This window comes from Streptomyces sp. Z423-1 (assembly GCF_013009255.1).
Classification (GTDB): Bacteria; Actinomycetota; Actinomycetes; order Streptomycetales; family Streptomycetaceae; genus Streptomyces; species Streptomyces gossypiisoli.
The window spans coordinates 7,858,217-7,873,110 of the sequence record NZ_CP053109.1 but is presented as its reverse complement, the minus strand read 5'-3'; the positions used below and the strand labels follow the sequence as shown (position 1 = coordinate 7,873,110).

The 14,894-nt window shown below is 71.6% G+C and carries 13 protein-coding genes; 2 read left to right on the top strand and 11 right to left on the bottom strand.

Features of this window, described 5'->3' with window-relative positions:
* Positions 1–184: 184 nt before the first annotated feature.
* Both HJD23_RS35520 and HJD23_RS35515 read left to right on the top strand, forming a co-directional pair.
* A complete protein-coding gene (locus tag HJD23_RS35520) occupies positions 185–871 on the top strand; it encodes a DUF5995 family protein (RefSeq protein WP_171108015.1) in 687 nt (228 codons plus the stop codon).
* 86 nt (positions 872–957) lie between these two features.
* Positions 958–1,887 (top strand): LLM class F420-dependent oxidoreductase, encoded by a 930-nt coding sequence (locus HJD23_RS35515; protein WP_171108017.1) that lies wholly within the window; start codon positions 958–960, stop codon positions 1,885–1,887.
* A 13-nt stretch (positions 1,888–1,900) separates the two neighbouring features.
* Here HJD23_RS35515 and HJD23_RS35510 read toward each other — a convergent pair whose 3' ends face one another.
* From HJD23_RS35510 to fmt, 11 genes are all read right to left on the bottom strand, one after another.
* Positions 1,901–3,598, bottom strand: a complete 1,698-nt coding sequence (locus HJD23_RS35510; protein WP_171108018.1) for an NAD(P)/FAD-dependent oxidoreductase — start codon at positions 3,596–3,598, stop codon at positions 1,901–1,903.
* 41 nt (positions 3,599–3,639) lie between these two features.
* The gene (locus tag HJD23_RS35505; protein ID WP_171108020.1) at positions 3,640–4,428 is read right to left on the bottom strand and encodes a carbon-nitrogen hydrolase family protein; all 789 of its coding nucleotides are present in this window, start codon (positions 4,426–4,428) and stop codon (positions 3,640–3,642) included.
* Between the two features lie 263 nt (positions 4,429–4,691).
* Entirely contained in the window at positions 4,692–5,843 is a 1,152-nt protein-coding gene (locus HJD23_RS35500; RefSeq protein ID WP_171111387.1) for an MFS transporter, read from the bottom strand.
* A gap of 79 nt (positions 5,844–5,922) precedes the next feature.
* Positions 5,923–6,375, bottom strand: a complete 453-nt coding sequence (locus HJD23_RS35495) for an Lrp/AsnC family transcriptional regulator (RefSeq protein ID WP_171108022.1) — start codon at positions 6,373–6,375, stop codon at positions 5,923–5,925.
* 10 nt (positions 6,376–6,385) lie between these two features.
* Positions 6,386–7,882, bottom strand: a complete 1,497-nt coding sequence (locus HJD23_RS35490; RefSeq protein WP_171108024.1) for an amino acid permease — start codon at positions 7,880–7,882, stop codon at positions 6,386–6,388.
* A 321-nt stretch (positions 7,883–8,203) separates the two neighbouring features.
* Positions 8,204–9,649 carry a GuaB1 family IMP dehydrogenase-related protein gene (locus HJD23_RS35485; protein ID WP_180685275.1) on the bottom strand — a complete coding sequence of 482 codons (1,446 nt, stop codon included), beginning with the start codon at positions 9,647–9,649 and terminating at the stop codon, positions 8,204–8,206.
* A gap of 131 nt (positions 9,650–9,780) precedes the next feature.
* Complete coding sequence (locus HJD23_RS35480) at positions 9,781–10,092, bottom strand: barstar family protein (protein ID WP_171108027.1); 312 nt, start codon at positions 10,090–10,092, stop codon at positions 9,781–9,783.
* Between the two features lie 75 nt (positions 10,093–10,167).
* Positions 10,168–11,211 carry a sugar-binding domain-containing protein gene (locus HJD23_RS35475; protein WP_141309410.1) on the bottom strand — a complete coding sequence of 348 codons (1,044 nt, stop codon included), beginning with the start codon at positions 11,209–11,211 and terminating at the stop codon, positions 10,168–10,170.
* Positions 11,212–11,300: 89 nt separating this feature from the next.
* Entirely contained in the window at positions 11,301–11,987 is a 687-nt protein-coding gene (rpe, locus tag HJD23_RS35470) for a ribulose-phosphate 3-epimerase (RefSeq protein ID WP_141309409.1), read from the bottom strand.
* 215 nt (positions 11,988–12,202) lie between these two features.
* Positions 12,203–13,621, bottom strand: a complete 1,419-nt coding sequence (locus tag HJD23_RS35465) for a transcription antitermination factor NusB (protein ID WP_171108029.1) — start codon at positions 13,619–13,621, stop codon at positions 12,203–12,205.
* 69 nt (positions 13,622–13,690) lie between these two features.
* Positions 13,691–14,623, bottom strand: coding sequence for a methionyl-tRNA formyltransferase (fmt, locus tag HJD23_RS35460; RefSeq protein WP_171108031.1), 933 nt, complete (start codon positions 14,621–14,623; stop codon positions 13,691–13,693).
* Positions 14,624–14,894 lie beyond the last annotated feature (271 nt).

The window sequence follows — 14,894 nt, the reverse complement described above, 5'->3', positions numbered from 1 at the left end:
CGCCTCGCCGGGCGGCACGCCTGCGCGCGGCCCTGCGGGCAGCCAGGCGCTGAGCACGTAAGCCTGACACGGTGCTGTTCCCCCCTCGTGCTCTCCCCCACGCGCGGCGGCCGCGTTCCCCCGTTCTGGGGAAGCGTCGGGCTCGTCGGCGCCCGGGCCAGCCTAGGGCTGGGACCCTGCCCCCATGACGCAGTTGGAAGAGTTCACCACCCCCGTCGACGCGGTCGTCTCCCGGATGCGCGCGCTGGCCGCGGCCCTGCCCGCACAGGACGGGGTCGCGGTCTTCAACCGCGTCTACCTCGCCGTCACCGAGGCCGTCGACCACCGCATCGACACCGGGGCTTTCCCCGACGCACGGGCCGCGATCACGCTGGACGTACGGTTCGCGGAGCGCTATCTGGCGGCCGTCGACGCGGTCGCGGCGGACCGGCGTCCACCGGCCTGCTGGCGGCCGCTGTTCCAGTTCCGCCGCCATCCCGGCGTACGGCCGCTGCAGTTCGCGCTCGCGGGCATCAACGCGCACATCGGGCACGACCTGGCGCTCGCCGTCGTGGACGCCTGCCGTACGTTGGACTGCGAACCGGCGGAGCTGGAGGACGAGTTCGACCGCGTGGGCGACCTCCTCGTGACGCTGGAGGAGCGGGTCCGCGAAGATCTGATGCCGGGTCCCGACCTGCTCCAGATCGCCGACCCGCTCACCCATCTGCTGAGCGCGTGGAGCCTGGAGCGCGCCCGGGACGCCACGTGGTCGGCGGCGCGGGCGCTGTGGGCGCTGCGCAGGCTACCCGACCTCGCCGCGGAGTTCGCCGAGCGCCTGGACACGGCGGTGGGCTTCGCGGGCCGGATGATGCTCACCCCGCTGCCGGACTGATCCGGCCTCGGCCCTGCCGCGCCCCGGAACTCCTGTGTGAGAGCTGTATTCGACAGAAACGGACCGCTTGCAAAGGAGCACAAGGTATGGCGACACGCCTCGGACTCAGCCTTCCTCAGAACAAGCAGTACGACCTCGGACGGGACGTGCCCGACGTGGCGCGCGCCGCCGAGGGGACCGGCTACGACAGCCTGTGGGTGTACGAGCGGGCGCTGTTCCCCGAGCCCGCCGCCCAGGGCCTGTACGGCATCGAGGGGCTCCCCTGGCCCGACTCCTACCGGGGCGTGGCCGACCCGCTGGTCACCCTCACCCTGGCGGCCGCGGCCACCGAGCGTGCCGAGTTGGGCACCAGCGTGCTGGTGGCACCGCTGCACGTGCCGTTCCAGCTCGCCAAGGGGCTCGCCTCGCTGGACGCGGCGAGCGGCGGCCGGGTGGTCGCCGGGTTCGGCACGGGCTGGTCCCACGACGAGTACGCGGCGGCGTCGGTACGGCCCTTCGAGGAGCGCGGCCGGATGCTGGACGAGCTGATCGGGGTGTGCCGCGCGGTGTGGGGTCCGGACCCGGTGTCGTACGACGGGCGCGTCACGAAGATCGCCTCCGCCGTGGTCGGCCCCAAGCCGGCCCGGCCGATCCCGATCCTGCTGGCCGCGAGCACCCCGAGGGCGCGGCGTCGCCTCGTCGACCACGCCGACGGCTGGATGCCGGTGGGCATGGGCGCCGAGGCCGTGGCCGCGCAGTGGCGGGAGCTGCAGGACCTGGCGGCCGAGCGCGGCCGCAAGGAGCCGATCCGCACGGTGCTGCGGGTGAACCCGCAGTACACGGCCGCGGCCTACGACGGCCCCGACCGGGGCCCCTTCCAGGGCAGCGTCGACCAGATCGTCGAGGACCTGGTCGCGCACGCCGAGGTCGGCCTGGAGGAGATCTTCCTCGACCTCCAGTCCAGCGTGCGGGACGCCCAGGAGCTCAAGGACGTCGCCGCCCAGGTGTACGAGCAGGCGCGAGCGGCCGGAATCTAGGGCCGGACAGGTCCTAGTCCTCGGGCAGTTCCACCGGCGCGATCTCGTCGTAGCGGTCGCCGGGGCCGGGGTTGGTCGGGTCGGTGGTGCCGCCGAAGTGGTGCATGACGCCCCAGACCGCGTTCAGCGCGGTCTGGACGGCGCCCTCGGCCCAGCCGGCCGTCCAGGAGATGTCGTCACCGGCGAGGAAGATGCCCCGCTTGTCCTCGGGCAGCCGGTCCTGCATGAAGTGCGTGAACAGGCGCCGCTGGTAGCGGTAGTGCCCGGGCAGGTTGGCCTTGAACGCGCCCATGAAGTAGGGCTCGTTCTCCCAGGAGACCGTCACCGGGTTGCCGATGATGTGCTTGCGGATGTCGACGTTCGGGTAGATCTCGCCGAGCGACTTCAGCATGACCTCCATCCGCTCGTTGGCGGACAGCGGCAGCCACTTCAGGCTGTCGTCGCACCAGGTGTACGACAGACAGATCACGGCGGGCTTGTCGGGACCGTCGTCCAGGAGGTAGGTCCCGCGCGTCATCCGGTCGGTGAGCGTCATCGACATGACGTCCCGCCCGGTCTGCTCGTCCTTGTCCAGCCAGAACGGCCGGTCCACGGGCACGAAGAGCTTGGACGACTCCATGTAGTGGGTGCGCTCGATCGCGGTCCAGTGGTCGATCGGGAAGAGCGAGTCGTCGCAGGCGATCTTCGACAGCAGCATCCAGGACTGCGCGGTGAAAATCGCCGCCTGGTAGGTGCGGATGTCGCCGTTCGCGTCGGTCACGGTGATGCGGTTGCCCGCGGTGCGGTGCAGCCGGGTCACGGCCGGGCGGGGCTCACCGCCCTCGTGCAGCGTGGCCAGCGAGGTGCCGTACGGCCAGTGCACGATCTTCTCCGGCTCGCGCTCCCACAGCCGCAGCGGCAGCTGCTGGGAGCCGCCGACGATGCCGCGGTGGTGGTCGTCGGCCTCGGTGTAGACGACCCGCAGGATCTCCAGGATGGAGTTGGGGAAGTCGGTGTCCCAGCCGCCGGTGCCGAAGCCGACCTGGCCGAAGATCTCCCGGTGCCGGAAGGACTTGAAGGCGTCGGAGTCGCAGAGGAAGCCGTAGAAGGTCTGGTTGTCGAGCTTCTCGACGAGCTTCGCCCAGATCTCGCGGATGCGCGGCACGTCCCGCTCGCGCATGGCCCGGTTCATGTCGGAGAAGTCGGCGCCCTCTTCCAGGCACTTGTTCCACGCATCGGCCACGTCCCGGTAGACCTGCGGCAGGTCGTCGATGGTCTCGGCGTAGTGCGACTCGCCCTTGAGGTCGACGACGGTCGAGGGGGTCGCCTCGGCCAGCGGGTTGGGGAAGGGACGGGTCTCCAGGCCCACCAGGTCGATGTAGTGCTGCAGCGCCGTGGAGGACGGCGGGAAGCGCATCGCGCCCATCTCGGCGGTCAGCGACGGGTCGCAGCCCTCGAAGCCGACGGTCCGCAGCCGACCGCCGATCTTGTCGGCCTCGTACACGACCGGCTTGAGGCCCATCTTCATCAGCTCGTACGCGGCCACGATGCCGGACAGGCCGCCGCCGATGACCGCTACCTCGGTGCCGTGCTCGGTCGCCGGAATCTGGCCCAGGCCCGCGGGGTGGGCGAGGAAGTCGTCGTAGGCGTACGGGAAGTCCGGGCCGAACATGGTGATCGGCGGCTGCTGCTCGCCGGCGTGCTCGACGGCGTTGGGCACCGTGGACGTCATGGGGTACGGACTCCTTGCGCGAAAACGGGGGGTGAGGGGGTTCAGACCAGGGACCCGTAGAGGCCGGGGCGGCGGTCCTTCAGGTACGGGTTCGCCTCCCGGGAGGCGGCGAGGAAGGCGGGGTCCACATCGGCGAGGACGAGTTCTTCACCGCGCCCGGCGCGGGTGCGGGCGAACCCGTCCGGCCCGGCGAGGGTGGACAGCCCCACGAACTCGAACTCGCCCTCGTGGCCGACCCGGTTGACGTACGCCACGTACATCTGGTTCTCGAAGGCCCGCACCGGCACCAGCGACTCGGCGACGAACTGGAACGGGTGCATCTGCGCGGTCGGCACCAGCAGCAGGTCGGTGCCGGCGAGGGCGTGGGCGCGGACGTTCTCCGGGAACTCCACGTCGTAGCAGATCATGATCCCGACCCGCACCCCGTCCAGCTCGGCCTGGACGACCGGCTGCTCGCCCGGCGTGAAGTGGTCGTGCTCGAAGCAGCCGAAGAGGTGGGTCTTGCGGTAGTTGGCGAGCCGCGTGCCGTCGGCGGAGATCAGCTGGGCGGAGTTGAAGACGACGTCCGCGGCGCGCTCCGGGTAGCCGTACGCGATCGCCAGGCCGTGCCGCGTGGCGATCTCGGCGATCGCGTCGGCGGCGTCACCGTCGGCGGGCTCGGCGAGGCGGGCGATGTCGTCGCCGATCGCGTAGCCGGTCAGGAACATCTCCGGCGCGACCAGCAGCCCGGCACCGGCGGCAGCGGCACGGCCCGCGGCCTCGTCGAGGACCTTGAGGTTCTCGACGGTGGAGCCGGGCCGGCCGGAGCTCTGGAGCAGGGCGGTGCGCATGCGTGTTCCTCACCAGGACGGATGGGTGTGGGGGCCACGTAGACGGTACGGGCGGCGGGCACGGCGGGACAAGGAGGAGCCGTTGCGCGCTGATGGCCGGATTGTTGCGTCCGTTCCGCATGGCCCGGCGATTCGTTGCGCGCCTCCGCCGTAGTGCCCTCCTCCTCGGGGCACCCGGCGCGGCCGGGTCCCCGCCGGGCGTCGGAGACGCGTTGCCGCCCGGCACGGTGGGGCGCGGACATGCCGCCGGTCAGTTCCCTGCCCTAGGAGGGCTCACTCCGCCGACGGGTCACCCTTCCCGCACTCGCCACCAGCGCCGCGGTCACCAGATACGGCACCCCGAACACCGCGAAGGCCGTACTGTGCCCGGTCGCCGAGCCGATCGCCGCATAGGCGCCGAACACCGCGACCGTGGCCAGTTCGGTGCCCAGCCCCGCGATCGAGGTGACCGTGGCCCGCGCGCTGTCGTCGATGCGCCGCTGGAGCCGGGCGTCGGCCAGCACACTCGCCAGCTGGAAGCCGCCGAAGGCGACCGCCACCAGCACGAGACCGGCCGGCGCCCGGGCCAGGGCGCCCGCGGCGAGTGCCAGCGCGGAACCGGCGAGCAGGCCCGCGAACCCGGCCGCGCCGAGGCGTTCGCCCGGACCGGCGAGCAGGCTCCCGGCGGTGGCGCCCGCCCAGATCAGCAGGAGCAGATAGGGACCGGCCCAGTCCGGCACGCCGGTGTCCCGGACCAGCAGCGGCGTGTACTCGTCGAGCGCGCCCCACACCGAGCCGACGGCCGCGACGAGCAGCAGGGCGGCGGTGACCGGCCGGTCGGGGCGGCGTACGGCGCGCAGGGTGCCGTACCAGCTCTCGCTCCCGGACGCCGTGGAGCGGTGCTCCGGGAAACGGGTCGCCACCGCCGCCGTCAGCAGACAGGTCAGCACGCTCGCCACCCCGACCAGCGGATAACCGCCCAGCGCGAGCACCGGCCCCGCCAGCCCCATCGCGGCCATCACCGCCACCAGGCCCGCGGCCCGCGCCCGGCCCGTCACGCGGGCGTAGTCGTCGGCCGCGCCGAGCCGGTCCAGTTCCTCGTACACCAGCGCCTCCAGCGCGCCGGAGCCGAGCGCTCCGCCCGCGCCCCAGAGGACGAAGCCGAGCGCGAACGCCCCGTACGAGGGGATGAGCACCCACAGGGTGAAGCCGAGGGCGGTCAGCAGCGGGCCGAGCCACAGCAGCAGCCGGCGGGAGACGGCGTCGGCCCAGGCGCCGGAGGGGACCTCCAGCAGCACGCCGGTGATCGACCACAGGGCGAAGAGGGAGGAGATCTGCCCGAGGGACAGGCCGGTGTCGCCGAAGAGCAGGGCGTAGACCGGGTACAGCAGGACGAAGTCGTCCAGGAAGGCGTAGCCGTACAGCGTCCGGGTCAGTCGCCGGACGCCGGGCTCAGGGGCGCGTGAAGGTCAATGTCGCCAGGTCATGCGACCGATGGTAGACCGCACGCCGGGATCAGGTGGGCGATCCCGAGGAAAAGCGCCGCAGCAGCGGCGACAGGACGAGCACGGACTTGGTCCGCTCCACGAACGGCTCCCCCGCGATCCGCTCCAGGACCCGCTCGAAGTGCCGCATGTCGGAGGCGAAGACCTGGGCGACCGCGTCCGCGTCCCCGGTGACGGTGGACGCGGCCACGACCTCCTGGTAGCGCTCCAGTCCCCGCTGGATGACCTCCGGCGAGGTGTTGCGGCGGCAGTAGATCTCGACGAACCCCTCGGTCTCCCAGCCGAGCGCCGACGGGTCCACCCGGACGGTGAACCCGGTGATGGCGCCGGTCGCGCGCAGCCGGTCCACGCGCCGCTTGACGGCCGGCGCGGACAGGCCGACGAGCTGCCCGATGTCCGCGTAGGAGCGGCGGGCGTCCTCGGCGAGGGCGTGCACGATGCGTTCGTCGAGATCGTTCAGCACTGCGGGTGGTTCACTTCACTTCTGATGCGACTGATGCGTCTGCTGCGTCTGCCGCGGCGAGACGGGAACGGCGGTAGCCGTACAGGAAGTAGAACACGAGACCGGCGGCCATCCAGAACCCGAAGACCACCCAGGTCACGGTGTCGAGGCTGAACATGTTGTACGCGCAGAAGACGAAGCCCAGCACTGGCAGCACCGGCCCGAACGGCACCTTGAACGTGCGCTCCAGCTCCGGCCGCCTGTAGCGCAGGACGATCACCGCGATGTTGACCAGCGCGAAGGCGAACAGCGTGCCGATGCTGGTGGCGTCGACGAGCTTGCCGAGCGGGATCAGCGCGGCGAGCACACCGCAGAACAGGGAGACGATCACGGTGTTGAGGCGGGGCGCGCCGGTCTTGTGGTGGACCTTGCCGAGCGCCTTGGGGACCAGGCCGTCGCGGGACATCGCGAAGAGGATGCGGGTCTGGCCGTAGAGCACGGTGAGGACGACGCTCGCGATGGAGATGACCGCGCCGAGGGCGAGCAGGGTGCCCCAGAAGCTCTGGCCGCTGACGTCGTTCATGATCGCGGCGAGGGAGGCGTTCGAGCCCTCGAACTTGGTCCAGTTCCAGGCACCGACGGCGACGGCCGCGACGAGCACGTACAGCGCGGTGACGATGATCAGCGAGAGCATGATCGCGCGGGGCAGGTCCTTCTTGGGGTTCTTGGCCTCCTCACCGGCGGTGGAGGCGGCGTCGAAACCGATGTAGGAGAAGAACAGCGTGGCACCGGCGGCGCTGACGCCGGCCATGCCGAGCGGCATGAAGTCGGCGTAGTTGCCGGACTTGAAGCCCATGAAGCCGACCGCGCAGAACAGCACCAGCGCGGCGATCTTCACCACGACCATGATGGTGTTGGCGCGGGCGGACTCGCGGACGCCGCCGAGCAGGAACACCATCGCGAGCAGGACGACGAGCAGCGCGGGCAGGTTGACGATGCCGCCCTCACCGGGCGCCGAGGACAGCGCGGCGGGGATGGTGACGCCGATCGTCCCGTGGAGCAGCTCGTTGAGGTACTCGCCCCAGCCGACCGCGACGGCGGCCACCGACACTCCGTACTCCAGGACCAGGCACCAGCCGCAGACCCAGGCGACGAGTTCGCCCATCGTTGCGTACGCATACGAGTACGAGGACCCGGCGACCGGGATGCTGCCGGCCAGCTCGGCGTACGACAGGGCCGAGAACAGTGCCGTCAGACCCGCGATGACGAACGCCAGGGTGACCGCCGGGCCGGCCTCGGGGACGGCGTCGCCGAGGACGACGAAGATGCCGGTGCCGAGCGTGGCACCGATGCTGATCATGGTGAGCTGCCACAGTCCGAGGGAGCGCCGCAGTGAGCCTCCCTCACCCTGGCCACCCTCCGCGACCAGGCGTTCCACGGGCTTGCGGCGCAGCAGGCGGGCGCCGACCCCCAGGGACGTGGGGTCGGTCTGGCTGCTGTGCTGCGGGGGTGCGCCTTGGTCGAGCACGCGCTGGCTCCTTTGTTGCTGCCGATCAGGGGGACGGGGACCGGCGGCATCCCCACAAGACGGGGGACCCACCGAGCGGGGTCCCCGCCACGCCACGTACGAGGCGACAGCCTATGAGCTGGGGCGTTGCCGTTGTAATGCAGCAACCTTGCGCATGCCCGCAAGATCATTGCGTTCCTGGGGGCTGGGCGTGCGTTCGTTGCACGACCGCTGTGGACCGTTGCGTGCGGGCCCTCGCAGGACGTGCGACGAGGTACGTGCGCTGCGGGAACGCCGAACGGCCCCCGATGTTCACCGGGGGCCGTTCGTAAGGCGGTCGGGTCAGTCCCAGCTGGCGTGCAGCGGCTTGCCCTCGGCGTAACCGGCGGCGCTCTGGATGCCGATGACGGCCTTGTCGGCGAACTCCTCCAGGGAGGCGGCGCCGGCGTAGGTGCAGGAGGAGCGGACGCCCGCGATGATCGAGTCGATCAGGTCCTCGACGCCGGGCCGGTCCGGGTCGAGGAACATGCGGGAGGTGGAGATGCCCTCCTCGAACAGGCCCTTGCGGGCGCGGTCGTACGCCGACTCCTCCGCCGTGCGGTTGGCCACCGCGCGCGCGGACGCCATGCCGAACGACTCCTTGTACGCACGCCCGCCGGCGTCGTGCTGAAGGTCGCCCGGCGACTCGTACGTGCCCGCGAACCACGAGCCGACCATCACGTTGGACGCACCGGCGGCCAGCGCCATCGCCACGTCACGCGGGTGCCGGACACCGCCGTCCGCCCACACGTGCTTGCCGTACTTCCTCGCCTCGGCGGCGCACTCCAGCACGGCCGAGAACTGCGGCCGGCCCACGCCGGTCATCATCCGGGTGGTGCACATGGCGCCCGGGCCCACACCGACCTTGACGATGTCCGCGCCCGCCTCGATCAGGTCGCGCACGCCCTGGGCCGAGACGATGTTGCCGGCCACGATCGGCACCTGCGGGTCGAGGGCGCGCACCAGCTTGACGGCGCTGATCATCGACTCCTGGTGGCCGTGCGCGGTGTCGATGACGAGCGTGTCGACGCCCGCGTCGAGCAGCTGCTTGGCCTTGCCCGCGACATCGCCGTTGATGCCGACGGCGGCGGCGATGCGCAGCCTGCCCCGCGCGTCGACGGCCGGCTTGTACAGCGTGGCGCGCAGCGCGCCCTTGCGGGTGAGGATGCCGGCGAGCTTGCCGTCGGCGTCGACGGCGGGGGCGTAGCGCCGGTTGTGGTGGTCGAGGGTGTTGAAGGCCTCGCGGGGGTCCATGTCGGCGTCGAGCAGAAGCAGCTCGTCCTTGGACATGACCACTTCGAGCTGGGTGAAGCGGTCGACGCCGGTGAGGTCCCGGTCGGTGACGACACCGATCGGGCGGTGCTCCTCGTCGACGACGACACCGGCGTTGTGCGCCCGCTTGGGCAGCAGGGAGAGCGCGTCGGCGACGGTCTGGTGCGGGGCCAGCACGATCGGGGTGTCGAGGACCAGGTGGCGGCTCTTCACCCAGGAGACGACCTCGGTGACGACGTCGATCGGGATGTCCTGCGGGATGACCACGAGGCCGCCACGGCGCGCCACGGTCTCGGCCATGCGGCGGCCGGCGATCGCGGTCATGTTGGCGACGACGAGCGGAATCGTGGTGCCCGTGCCGTCCGGGGAGCTGAGGTCCACGCCCTGACGGGAGCCGACCGCGCTGCGGCTCGGCACCATGAACACGTCGTCGTACGTCAGGTCGTACGAGGGCTGGATGTCATTGAGGAAACGCACGTGCTGCACATCCCAGTCGTTCAGAGGTGGCCCCCGGACAGGTCAGCCAGGGGGAAGAGCACGTACTTCATTGTCCCATGCCGACCGGAACGCCCTGCACGGTCGCTTCATACGAGCAGGTCAGAGGGGCCTTAGGAGGATCCTCCGAGAGCGAGCATCACCGTGAGTGACGGCGCCCGGTTCACAGCCGCGGAGAACACCTCCTGGGCGATCTCCCAATCCTCCGGCCGCGCCTTCGCGTACGGCTGCCAGTTCCGTACGACGACCAGGAGCCCGTCCGCGGCCTCCGCGGGCCACACGGAGGGGTCGGAGAGGCTGTCGGCGAGTGCGTCCCAGTTACGGCCGAACCAGTCGGGCAACTCCAGGGTCTCGGCGCAGCGGTCCATCAGGTCCGCCTTGTCCATGACCCCGTCGAGGTCCAGAGTGACCACGAGTTCTGTCATCTCGGTACCGCCCAGGTCGTAGTGATCGTCGATGAACGAGGGGGCGGCCGTGGCCGCCCCCCTGCTGATGTTCTGTCAGGGTCCGTCCGGGTCGGCCCGGTTCAGCGCCGGTCGCGGTGTCGGGCCGACCGTCATCAGGTAGTCGGCCGCGGAGGTGTCCGTGACCAGGCTGGTGACGAGCCCCGACCGCAGCACCGCGTCGATCGCGGCCGCCTTGCGCTGCCCGCCCGCGATCGCGACGACCTCGGGGATACGGCGCAGCTGGTCGGCCTTGACCGTGATGCACCGCTCCCCCAGGTCCCGGCCGACCCGGCGGCCGTCGGCGTCGAAGAGGTGCGCGGACATCTCGGCGGCGACACCGAGGGACGCGTAGTGGGAGCGCTCCTCGTCGCTGAGCATGTCGTGCACCGTGGAGATGCCCGGCTCCCAGGAGCCGATGGAGACACAGGCGACCGTGACCTTGTCGAAGTACTCGAAGGCCCGGGCGATCCCCGTCTGGTGGCGCAGCGCGGCCGCGGTGGCGGCGTCCGGCAGCAGCATCGGCGCGTAGATGGGGTGGGCGTCGCCGCCGGAGACCTGCGCGGCCCGGCGGACGGCCTCGACGGAGCCGCGCTCGGCGGTCCCGGCGTCGTACACGCCCGTCAGCTGCACCACCGTGCAGGGTGGCAGCTTGTCGAGGGCGGCGGCCATGTGGATGGTGGACCGGCCCCAGGCCAGCCCGAGCACATCGCCCTCGTTGACCAGCTCGCCGAGCAGGTCGGCGGCCACCTCGCCCAGGTTCTCGGGGTCGGGGGTCTCCTCGGCCTCGGCCGGGGACTCGACCACGACGGCGTGCCTGAGGCCGTAGCGGGCGCGCAGCGCGTCCGAGCGCTCGGCGTCCAGCTCGGCCGGCACACGGATCTCGATGCGTACGAGATCCCGTTCGAGGGCGGTCTCCAGGACCCGGGCCACCTTGAAGCGGCTGACGCCGAACTCCTCCGCGATCTGGATCTTGGATTTGCCCTCGAGGTAGAAGCGGCGGGCCATGGCCGCCGCCTGCACCAGCTCAGCGGGTCCCATCCGCATGGCTGACCGGCCCGCCGACATACCCGACACGGCGATCTCCTCACTGCTGTTCACACTCTGGATTCGCCGTTCATCCTTGCAGATACGGCGCGCTTGATCAGCCCTGCTGGGCGCCCGATGGGCGCCGTTCACGTAACCGTGGCTCAGTGGTCGCACGCCCATGCCGCATGCTTCGTCGCGGTCTCCGCCTTGGCGCGCAGGGCACGCACCGCGGCGGCCGGGTCGGCGGCCCCGTACACGGCGGAACCGGCCACGAAGACATCGGCGCCCGCCTCCGCGCAGCGCTCGATCGTCGCGTCCGAGACCCCACCGTCGACCTGCAGCCAAAGCTCCAGGCCGTGCTTGCTGATCAGTTCCCGGGTGCGGCGGATCTTGGGAAGCATGATGTCCAGGAACGCCTGCCCACCGAAGCCCGGTTCAACCGTCATGATCAGCAGCATGTCGAGTTCGGGCAGCAGATCCTCGTACGGTTCGATGGGCGTCGCCGGCTTCAGCGCCATGGACGCCCGGGCGCCCTTGGCCCGGATCTCCCTGGCCAGCCGTACCGGCGCGGCGGCCGCTTCGACGTGGAAGGTGACCGAGGATGCGCCCGCCTCCACGTACTGAGGGGCCCACCGATCGGGGGCCTCGATCATCAGATGGCAGTCCAGCGGGGTGTCCGTCGCACGGGCCAGGGACTCCACGACCGGCACGCCGAGCGTGAGGTTCGGGACGAAATGGTTGTCCATGACGTCGACGTGGAGCCAGTCGGCCCCTTCGACCGCCCGCGCCTCGTCGGCGAGACGGGCGAAGTCGGCGGACAGGATGCTGGGGTTGATCTGCACGGCCATGCCCTAAGCGTGCCATGTCCCTGCACGGATGTTCGCGCCGTTCGGCATATCGGACGCTCTTCGGATGTTCCGGGCGGCACCGCAAGGGACTTGAGACGGCGGTGACCGCGTCCGCCGGGACCCGAGGAACCCCGACCTGTACCTGACCGGCGCGTCCGACGGGGCACCGCTCACCCTGCAGCACGCGGCCGGTGACGGCTCGCAGGAGCGGAAGCTCAGGCGGTCCGGCGGATGATCGCCAGATACATCGCGTCCGTCCCGTGCAGATGCGGCCACAGCTGTACGTCGGGACCGTCCCCCAGGTCCGGTACGCCCGGCAGCAGCGGGCGGGCGTCGACCAGTTCGGCCTCCGGGACCTGCTTGAGCACGTCGGCGACCACGGCCCGCGTCTCCGCGAGATGCGGCGAGCAGGTGGCGTACCCGACGATCCCGCCGACCCGCACGGACTCCAGGGCGGTGCGCAGCAGCCCGCGCTGGAGCGGAGCGAACCCGTCCAGGTCCTCCGGGCGGCGCCGCCACCGGGCCTCGGGCCGACGGCGCAGGGCGCCGAGCCCGGTGCAGGGCACATCCATCAGCACCCGGTCGAACGAGCCGGGCCGCCACGCCGGCCGGGTCCCGTCGGCGGTGATGACCTGGTACGGCCCGGGGTTGCCGTGCAGTGCCTTCGCCACCAGCCCCGCCCGGTGCGGCTGCTTCTCCGCGGCGAGCAGCGAGGCGCCCCGCTCGGCGGCGAGCGCGCCGAGCAGCGCCGCCTTGCCGCCCGGCCCGGCACACCCGTCCAGCCACTTCTCGTCGGGCCCGTCGAGCGGCGCGTTTGCCAGGGCCAGCGCGACCAGCTGGCTGCCCTCGTCCTGCACACCGGCCCGGCCTTCCCGTACGGCCTCGATGGCCCCGGGCTCCCCGCCCTCGGTGAGCCGTACGGCGTACGGTGACCAGCGCCCCGGCACGGTGGCGTCCTCGCGCAGCAGCTCGTCGGTCGTGGCCCGGCCCGGCCGCGCGACCAGCGTCACCTCGGGCCGCTCGTTGTCGGCGGCGAGCAGCGCCTCGACACCGGCCCGGCCACCGCCGAGCGAGTCCCACAGCGCGGAGACGACCCAACGCGGATGCGAGTGGACGACGGCGAGGTGGTCCTCGGGGTCCTGGTCGTAGGGCGGCGCGACCCGCTCCAGCCATCCGTCGAGGTCGTGCTGCGCGACCTTGCGCAGCACGGCGTTCACGAACTTGGCGCGTCCGTCCCCGAGCACGACCCGGGCCAGCTCCACCGTGGCGGACACGGCGGCGTGCGAGGGGATCCGCGTCCCGAGCAACTGGTGCACGCCGAGGCTCAGCACATCCAGGACCGGCGGATCGACCTCCCTGAGCGGCCGGTCGACGCACTCCGCGAGCACGGCGTCGTACGTCCCCTGCCGCCGCAGCGTCCCGTACACCAGCTCAGTCGCCAGCGCCGCGTCCCGCCCGTCGAACTCCCCGCCCTCCCGTGCCTTCCGCAGCAGCGGCGGCAGTACGAGATTGGCGTACGCGTCCCTCTCGTCGACGGCCCGCAGCGCCTCGAAGGCAAGGATGCGGACGGGGTCCTTCTTGGGCCGACGATAGGGCTTGCCCGGTTTGCGGGGCCGACGGGAGGTGTCGCTCACGTAAAGGTGCTCCGGATTTCTGTATACGGTGTGCACCCCAGCGTACGTCGAACGACCTGCGGCTCGGGCTCAGCCCCCGAGCGTCTCACCGTCCGCGATCCGCACGCCACGGGCCCAGTCCGCGGCCCGCATCGGCTTCTTGCCCTGGGCCTGCACCCACAGCAGCTCGACGGCGTGCGAGCCGGTGCCGACGTACACATTGTTCTTGCCGACGGACAGCTGCCGCGGGGCGAGGTCCGTCCGGTCGGGTACGAGCGCGACCTGCACGAGCTTGAGCCGCTCACCCCGGAAGGTGGTCCAGGCACCGGGCGCGGGCGTGCAGCCGCGCACCACCCGGTCCACGCGCAGAGCGGGGGCCGACCAGTCGACCTGGGCGTCCTCGACGGTGATCTTCGGTGCGACGGTCACGCCGTCGGCGGGCTGCGGTACGGCCTTCAGGGTGCCGTCCGCGATGCCGTCCATGGTCGCGGCGAGCAGCCCGGCGCCGGCGAAGGCGAGCCGGGTCAGCAGGTCGCCGCTGGTGTCGGTGGGGCGGATCGTCTCGGTCACGGTGCCGTAGACGGGCCCCGAGTCGAGCCCCTCCTCGATGAGGAACGTGGACGCGCCCGTGATCTCGTCGCCCGCCATGATGGCGTGCTGCACGGGCGCGGCGCCGCGCCAGGCGGGCAGCAGCGAGAAGTGCAGATTGACCCAGCCGTGGGTGGGGATGTCGAGGGCGACCCGGGGCAGCAGCGCCCCGTACGCCACGACGGGGCAGCAGTCGGGCCCGATCTCCCGCAGCCGCTCCAGGAACTCCGGCTCCCGCGGCCTGACCGGCTTCAGCACCTCGATACCGGCCTCCTCCGCCCGCTCCGCCACGGGGGATGCGACCATCCGGCGCCCACGCCCGGCCGGGGCGTCCGGCCGCGTGACGACGGCGACCACTTCGTGCCGCCCGGAGTCGAGCAGGGCGTCCAGAGCGGGAACGGCGACCTCGGGGGTACCGGCGAAGACGAGCTTCATGTGCGGACACGGGCCTCTCGGCTGGGATGGTCAGGGGCAACGCACAAGTCTAGAAGCCCGGCAAGCCGCCGACGGCGATCAACCCCCACGGGAGAGGCCAGCCTCTTGCCCGACTGGAAACGGGTGGTGCGCGGGTGGGTGACAGCGGCGAAGCCGAAGGCGAGCCGTCCAGCGCAGACCGGCTTCAACGGCGCACGCATATGCCCATACGCCCCCACAGCGTGACCCGCGGAGCGAATCTGCGTTGGTCAAGAAAGAGTTGACCAACGGG

Coding starts and splice junctions, on each gene's coding strand:
- HJD23_RS35520 (WP_171108015.1), top strand. CDS start 185: ATGACGCAGTTGGAAGAGTTCACCACCCCCGTCGACGCGGTCGTCTCC.
- HJD23_RS35515 (WP_171108017.1), top strand. CDS start 958: ATGGCGACACGCCTCGGACTCAGCCTTCCTCAGAACAAGCAGTACGAC.
- HJD23_RS35510 (WP_171108018.1), bottom strand. CDS start 3,598: ATGACGTCCACGGTGCCCAACGCCGTCGAGCACGCCGGCGAGCAGCAG.
- HJD23_RS35505 (WP_171108020.1), bottom strand. CDS start 4,428: ATGCGCACCGCCCTGCTCCAGAGCTCCGGCCGGCCCGGCTCCACCGTC.
- HJD23_RS35480 (WP_171108027.1), bottom strand. CDS start 10,092: ATGACAGAACTCGTGGTCACTCTGGACCTCGACGGGGTCATGGACAAG.
- rpe (WP_141309409.1), bottom strand. CDS start 11,987: ATGGCCGTGCAGATCAACCCCAGCATCCTGTCCGCCGACTTCGCCCGT.
- fmt (WP_171108031.1), bottom strand. CDS start 14,623: ATGAAGCTCGTCTTCGCCGGTACCCCCGAGGTCGCCGTTCCCGCTCTG.